The 6,072-nt window shown below is 66.4% G+C and carries 8 protein-coding genes; 1 reads left to right on the forward strand and 7 read right to left on the reverse strand.

Going from position 1 to position 6,072, the window contains the following annotated elements; all coding sequences use genetic code 11:
• The 5 genes from SNE206_RS39520 to SNE206_RS39540 all read right to left on the reverse strand — a co-directional run.
• The coding region (locus tag SNE206_RS39520) for a PIN domain-containing protein (protein WP_407918439.1) at window positions 1-149 on the reverse strand (149 nt) is incomplete at its 3' end.
• Window positions 150-358: 209 nt separating this feature from the next.
• Window positions 359-712: a hypothetical protein gene (locus SNE206_RS39525; protein WP_407918432.1), complete on the reverse strand. Its 354-nt coding sequence runs from the start codon at window positions 710-712 to the stop codon at window positions 359-361.
• On the reverse strand, window positions 706-891 hold the full coding sequence (locus tag SNE206_RS39530) for a hypothetical protein (protein WP_407918433.1): 186 nt from the start codon (window positions 889-891) through the stop codon (window positions 706-708). Before SNE206_RS39530 ends, SNE206_RS39525 begins: the two co-directional genes overlap by 7 nt.
• 1,438 nt (window positions 892-2,329) lie before the next feature.
• On the reverse strand, window positions 2,330-2,836 hold the full coding sequence (locus SNE206_RS39535) for a hypothetical protein (protein ID WP_407918434.1): 507 nt from the start codon (window positions 2,834-2,836) through the stop codon (window positions 2,330-2,332).
• Between the two features lie 237 nt (window positions 2,837-3,073).
• Window positions 3,074-3,517: an RICIN domain-containing protein gene (locus SNE206_RS39540; RefSeq protein WP_407918435.1), complete on the reverse strand. Its 444-nt coding sequence runs from the start codon at window positions 3,515-3,517 to the stop codon at window positions 3,074-3,076.
• A gap of 146 nt (window positions 3,518-3,663) precedes the next feature.
• On the opposite strand from SNE206_RS39540, the gene SNE206_RS39545 reads away from it, so the two are divergent.
• A protein-coding gene (locus tag SNE206_RS39545; RefSeq protein ID WP_407918436.1) for an IS3 family transposase occupies window positions 3,664-4,949 on the forward strand; the annotation gives its coding sequence in 2 pieces (ribosomal slippage) (window positions 3,664-3,937 and window positions 3,937-4,949; 1,287 coding nt in all).
• Here the strand turns inward: SNE206_RS39545 and SNE206_RS39550 are convergent.
• Both SNE206_RS39550 and SNE206_RS39555 read right to left on the reverse strand, forming a co-directional pair.
• Window positions 4,950-5,450 carry a transposase gene (locus tag SNE206_RS39550; protein WP_407918437.1) on the reverse strand — a complete coding sequence of 167 codons (501 nt, stop codon included), beginning with the start codon at window positions 5,448-5,450 and terminating at the stop codon, window positions 4,950-4,952.
• A 64-nt stretch (window positions 5,451-5,514) separates the two neighbouring features.
• A complete protein-coding gene (locus SNE206_RS39555) occupies window positions 5,515-5,646 on the reverse strand; it encodes a hypothetical protein (RefSeq protein ID WP_407918438.1) in 132 nt (43 codons plus the stop codon).
• Between the last annotated feature and the right edge of the window lie 426 nt (window positions 5,647-6,072).

Consider the following 6,072-nt stretch of genomic DNA (forward strand, 5'->3'; position numbering starts at 1 on the left):
ACCACGACCACCGGCAGGACGACCTCGTGCTCCTCGAAGCGGTTCATGGCGAGTGGGTCCGCCAGGAGCACGCTCGTGTCGAGAACGTACGTGCGCCGGTCTGGTGTCCGGCGGCTCTTCGAACTGATGCCACGCTCATCGTCGATCATCGCTGACTCTCCCGATCCGCTGCGGTGGGCGACCGTTCGGAACACTTTGAGTGATCGGTCGTCGCCGCAGCCCGGCGGTGCGTTTGATGGACGATAACCGCATCGCCCGGCCCAGCGCGACGAACTATGAAACTCGTCACATTAGTTCGCAAGCGGCCCATGTGTGGCGAACCGGCAGGACATCCAGGTCAGCGCCGGAGAGACAACCGTCAATGACCCTCGACTGGCCCGGTGCCGACAGACAACGCCAACCCCGTCGCCGACACTCGCCACCAGTCGGCCCGCAGAACCCGAGAGATGTAGATGATCGGCGGGTCGATCGCCTCGTTCACCACGTACTCCACCAGCCCGAGGTCGCGGGCCAACGATGCGGAGTGCATGCCGACCCGGCACGGCACGGGCAGGCCCAGGTAGGGAAACGGGTCCTCCCGGATCTCGACCAGGAACGCGATCACGGCGGAGAAGACAGCGGCCAGCGTGGCCAGGTCGACAAGCAGCTCTTGGACGACAGGGGACAGAGCCACCGGATCGTCCTCGCACGAATCCTGAAACTCGCTCACCATGGCGGAAGCCCGCGCAGGAACGGGGCCGCCAAAACACCAGGCTCAGTACCGGACTGCACAGCCTCGTGGACGCGGTCACCCTCCGGATCCACATACAGCTCGGCCCGCAGCCACCAGCGCCGCAACACACCACCGATCGTCTCGTCGCCGGCCTCACCCATCTCCCGGTAGAACTCCATGCACTGCGCCGACGGAAGGGCCGCAGCCACCGCGTCCTGGGTCCGGGCGATGGGTGACCGTCGTGGTGGCCGTGCGGAAAAGCTGCCCTCACCGTTCCTCCGGAGGCACTCGTACGGGCATGGTTCACCACCGGTGCCCTCCCCCAGCCGCCCCGACCGGTAGCCGACCCCGAGATGTGGCGAGTCCATACGCGGAGGAGCGCGGCGTAGTGGGACACGTGACTCGATCTGGGTCGCCGGGCCGATCAGCATCCTCGTCCTGGAAGACGGCTCGCAAATTTTTGGGCTCCCCGGAGGGCACGGCCTCTCCGGAGAGCCAACGGCCGGGACCTGGAGTATCGGCGCCGAGCTCGCACAGGTCCTCGCCGACGAGTTCGGGTGCCAGGTCACCGATGTGTCCTGGCCGAGGCGGACCAGCAACGCCGGCCAACGCCTCGCACGCCGGGTCTCGCCCGAGGGCAACCTGGGCCAGCTGGCGTACCGCCATGTCACCCCGGTACCACAGTGGAACTCACCGCTCCGCACCTGCTGGATGACCGCGGCGGAGGATGCTTCCCCTCCCTCGGGGCCGTCGTCAGCTTCGGCACCCGCTTCCCCGCCGGAATTCCCCCCGCCACCTGGAAGCATCGACGCCGACCACGCGCAGAGGCACCGGCTGCACTTCCGGGAGCACGTCGACACGCATGTCCCCGTACGATACGCCTGGCTCAGCCTCAGTTGTCGGGTTGGAGCATGTATCGGTTCTGATGGTTGGCGGTGGTCCGGCGGAGCACATGGGCGCGGACGATGCAGACCGCCGACGGGATCGGGACGGGCACGGGCGAGCGGCTCCAGCGGAGCCATAGAGCAAGGTGGCCCAGATCGGCGACCTGGGTGAGCTTGTCAAGCGACCAGAGCTTGTTACCACGGCCGGCGCCCACGCCTGTCCCCGCAGGCACTGCCTGCGGCACGGTCACCGACACTGCCACTGCCCTTCCTCCCAAGGACACTGACGGCAAATCATCCGCTCCGACCTGCGCCGATACCGTCACCGGGCCGCTCTCCGCGCACCGTGCGACGCCTTCACCCTCCTCGGTCAGCGCGCGCAGCACCCCTCACCGGCGATGCGCGCGCTCCACACGCTGCCGGGCCGCGGCAGCGTGCTCCTCGGCCTCCCGCACCGCCTCCTGCCAGGACTCAAGCTCTTCACGCGGCCGCGCTTCACGGCACTCGAGCAAAGCAATCACCGACGGCACCATGCACCTCCCGGACAGAACCAACCGTCCGCTGGCTGCCCCGGCCCGGCCACCACACCCGTCCGACCAGAAAACCGCAGATCATCGAGCTACAGCACGGTTCACCACCACGCCCTCAGCCTCGGCGGCAACCACCCAGAACTGCCCCGCCGACAACTCACCTACACGCACACGGATCCAGCAGAAGAGCCAGAATTCCAATATCACCGACAGAGCCGCTCATTGGTCTTGTCGGGGATCCGGAGCTGGGTGACGGTGCGGCCGTCGCCGGTCATCGCGGCGAGCAGGTGGGCAGCGGGTACCTGGCCATGACGGGAGCCTCGGGCGGCCTTGCCGTCGACGACCACCGAGTCCGATCCTGCGGGATCGGCGCCAATCAAATCTGCCAGGCCAGGGCGATTACCCGCCGGATCGTGGCGGCACTCGGCGTGACGCGTAAACCCAGTCAGTACACGTATGGCCTGGGCGTCGAGGCAGGCCAGGGCGTACCGCGGAGCACTCGCGGACCACTGACCGATGGCCGCGTACGAGCGTGCGCCGACGACCGCCGCCGAGGCGGCGACCAGCACCACCACCACGAACGGGTGACGCACACCGCGCCGCTGACACGGATCCGGCAGCAGTCGCAACCGCTCCACCAGCGACAATCCCGCCACACCGGCCAGGGCGGGCGACTTGATCAGACAGACGGTGGCAGACTGGCGGCACATCGAAGCTCCAGCAGTTCAGGGCGACTTGGGAAGGTCACCCCGTTCAACTGGAGCTTCGATGCGTACGTGACGGGTCAACTCCCGCCTCTCACCCCGCTATGACCTGCGGGCTCATGCCCTCACCGGGACTTTGCAACAGCCCTGGCGGTGGTGCTGTTCGAGCAAGTGGGCCAGGAGAGCGGAATCACTGCGCCGAACACCAACCCGGCTCACCGCGGGACCAGTGGTGGTTCATGCTCAAGAGAAATGGTTTGTGGCCCAGACCTGCGCAGTGGATCCGTTGTCGGCCGCGGTGTAGACGGATGTGCCGTTGACGGTAAGTCGCAGATGCGTCTGATCGTTAATCAGCTGGTTCACAGGAAACGACCACGACTGATACGACCCTCCGTTGCAGGGGAGGGTGTACACGTTGCCGGCGGTGTTGCTGTCCAGGCAGCGGCCCGTGGCGACGTCGCGGATTGTGCCGTTGGTGTCTCGGATCCACTTCTGGTAGTTCCCGTTGTTGCAAGGCAGGTCGTAGACCTGACCGCTGCTGTTGCTGTCGAGGCAGTTGCCCTTGACACGGCTGATGAATTCGTATGTGCCTGCTATGGGAGTGGCCTGAGCCGTGCCTGTCAGTGCGGTGCTGATCGCGAGGGCCGCCGCGCTGGCCGTGACCAGACGCTTAAGAGCAGAATTCATCCGTGTGCCTCCCTGGCTATGACGGACAAGCTCCTTCAGCTCGTCCCTCATCCGCTAGGACGGATGGCAGCCTTCTGAAGGTTCAGAGTGAACCGTTCCGACTTCTCTGCCGCTCCGTTGTGAGCTAATCAGAGATGATGGGCGCCATGCCCAGGAAGATTGACTCAACGCTTCGTAGCCAGGCTGTGCGCTTGGTGACGGAGCATCGCGCGGAGTACTCCTCCGAGCGTGCGCTGCACATTCAGGTCGCCGAATCACTCGGTGTCTCGAGGGAGTCGGTGCGACGGTGGGTCACCCAGCACGAGGTCGACAGCAGCCAGGCTCAGGGCGTGAGCACGGACGAGCGCGAGGAGCTGCGCAGGCTGCGGGCGGAGAACAAGCGGTTGCGTGAGGTGAACGAGGTGCTCAAGTCCGCGACGATTTTCTTCGCGGGGGAACTCGACCCCCGAAACCGCTGATCGTGGCCTTCGTCGACCAGATGAAGGCCGCAGGTCACGCCGTCGAGTCGATCCTCATCGCCCTGAACACCGCGGGGCTGAAGATCGCGGCACGAACCTTGCGAGCCTGGTGTGCCCCGACCACGGACACGAACCGGCCCGCGGCCCGGACCGTGACCGACGCCCTGGTCGAGGACGCTGTCCGCCGGCTGGCCTTCACCACGAACCCGGCGGGGCAGCGTGTGCTGGCTCCAGAGGGACTCTACGGGCGACGCAAGATGCTGGCCCTCGTCCGCCGCACACTGCTGCCCCACGCGGGGTTCGGCGCTGTCGACCGTGCCATGCGGTCCCTCGGCCTGGCCGGCGCCGTGCGCGGGAAGAAGCCCGGGACCACGATCCCGAACCCGGCCGACACCCGGGCACCGGACCTGTTGAACAGGGACTTCACCGCTCCGGCCCCGGACCGCAAGTGGGTCACGGACTTCACCTACGTGCGCACCTACCAGTCCTTCACCTACGTGGCGTTCATCGTGGACTGCTTCTCCCAGAGGATCGTTGCCTGGCACGCCTCGATCAGGCGGGACATCGATCTGGTCGACGTGCCACTGCGGATGGCGCTGTGGCGCCGCACCCACGAGGGCACCCCGGTCGGCCGGGACCAGCTGATCCATCACAGCAATGCCGGGTCGCAACATACGAGCGTGCGCTTCACCGAACACCTGAGCCTCGAGGGCATCCAGCCCTCCATCGGCAGTGTCGGGGACGCGTACGACAATGCGCTGATGGAGACCATCAACGGCCTCTACAAGTCCGAGTGCATCCGCACCAAGGTCTTCCACGACGGACCCTGGAGAACGGTCTCCGACGTCGAGTACGCCACCGCCGCGTGGGTCGAGTGGTACAACAACCGCCGACTACACTCGAGCCTGGGCATGATCAGCCCCACCGAGTACGAGGCAGCCCACTACGCTGACACAGAACCAGTGGCCAACTGATCACCGGCCAACAAACCACCGGCAGGAAAGTCGGAACGGTTCATCCGCGTCGACGGTGTCGCTCTTGCCACGCAGGCAGCGCTTGGCCCGGTCGGGCCGGTTGACCTCTGTCACCTCGACCTCCTGGTCTCGCAGGAACCGGGTCAGTCCGGCTCCATACGAACCCGTCCTCTCGGCGCCGGCCCGCCGGACCTCGCCGAACTCCCTTGCCCAGCCCAGCAACTCGGCGTAGCCCGAAGCTGTCGCCGGAACCGAGGAACTGCCCATGACACGGCCGAGTTGGTCGGTGACCGCAGCCACGTGGACGTCTTGTGCGTGTCGACGCCCAGGACCGCTTCTGGCTGGACGGACAGGGCGAAGACGGGAAGAACGGCGGCGGTCATAGGCACCTCGATCGGCATCAGGGCAGGTGGCCGGCGCCGGACCGGGCCCGCGGTCAGAACTGTGACGGCGCCTGTCGCGAGGCCCTATCGGGACACGCGGGCACCGGTCCGGCACCACACGCTGAACCGCACCGGACAGGCGACAGATCGGGACCGAGGCACGAGGCCAGTTACCGGACAGGTCAGCCCGCCGAGCGGATCAGCACCCGCCCATACTCACAGTTGCGGGAATTGCCGCTGCCCGCGCCGGCCCGGTCGTGCTTCTCGTAGCTGAGGTGGTTGGTGATCTCACCTTCCAGGGCGGACTCCACCACGCCTGGTCAGTTGCTTCAGCAGCCCGCCCTCACCGGTCAGCTGCAGGCCGCTAGCTCGGGCCCGGTCGACCAGTTGCCCGATCAACTGGTCGTCCAGCAGGTCCGCCGTCAACTCGACCCGCCGGACCTCTTCAACCGTCTCAACGAGGCGATCACGTCACCCATCAGGTGTTCTTCCTTGATCGGGAGTTACACAGGAGGACGGTACTGACCCCTGAGCTACACCCGAAGGCGACGCCTGTGGTGGCTGTGAGGTATCGAATTCCGTATGGGCTGTGGATCGGTGAACGGGAGTCTTGGTGGTGGTCGTTCCCTTTCTGGGGTACTGCTGTCCGTCGTTCCTGGTTCGTCCGGTCGGGCCGGTCGGGTCGGTGTGTCGGTGTGTCAGCGTGCCTGGTCCTGCTTCGTTTTGTCGTTTTCGTGAGG

The organism is Kitasatospora sp. NE20-6, from assembly GCF_045862635.1.